Annotated in this window: 1 protein-coding gene; it reads left to right on the top strand. The window is 56.0% G+C overall.

Translation table 11 applies throughout. The annotated features are described in order from the left end of the window. On the top strand, positions 1 to 351 hold a 351-nt coding region (locus IVA92_RS21020), incomplete at its 5' end, for a hypothetical protein (RefSeq protein ID WP_247473926.1). Positions 352 to 754 lie beyond the last annotated feature (403 nt).

Raw genomic sequence — 754 nt, 5'->3', positions numbered from 1 at the left:
GACTATGTAGCTGCTATGATACGCAATTTGCTGCTCGTGGCGGCTTGGACTGCACTCATCGCGATCATTTTTATGAGCTTGTCGCCTATCGGTCTCCGACCAGAGACTGGCCATGCGGGGCCCGAACGGTTTGTGGCCTACAGCGTGTTAGGCACACTCTTTATGAGCGCTTACCCTCGACACTTTACGGGGATCATGATCTTCGTCTTAACTGTCGCCGTTTCGCTCGAACTTGCGCAACACCTAACCCCCGATCGGCATGGCCACCTTGCCGACGTCTTGGAAAAGTTCGGCGGCGGAGTAGCAGGCTGTAGCCTCACTCGGCTTGTCCAGATCCTGCGACGCCCCTGATAAGAAGCGGACAGAAGCCCGTGAGGGGCTGGACGTAGTTCAATACCGATCGACTATGTAGCTGCTGCTTGGTGTGGCGGCTTGGACCTGCGGGGGGCTTTCACAACCGCCTTGGTGGCGCGCTGGGTGGTTTTTTGCTCATGATCAACGTCAAAGTAGCCGTAGGCTCGCCGGATGATCTTCGTTCACCGGTTTTAAGGCGAGGAAGTCTATTTTGGAGCATTGAGGTGGCTCAATACTCTCAAAGTTAGCTTAAGCCCTTTCAATGCCGCGAGATATCCGACGCAAAGAACTCGTTTCGCAAGTGTCGCTTGATGTTCTCGGGTTGACGCTCCCCCTGGGCAGCGAGCTTAAGCACGCGCTCGGCGACCTCTATGGCGGATCGCTGCCGCTGAAGGGTGAA

The organism is Bradyrhizobium sp. 154, assembly GCF_023073875.1.
GTDB lineage: Bacteria > Pseudomonadota > Alphaproteobacteria > Rhizobiales > Xanthobacteraceae > Bradyrhizobium.
Note: the sequence above shows the minus strand (reverse complement) of the source record. Positions and strands in the feature narration are given on the sequence as shown.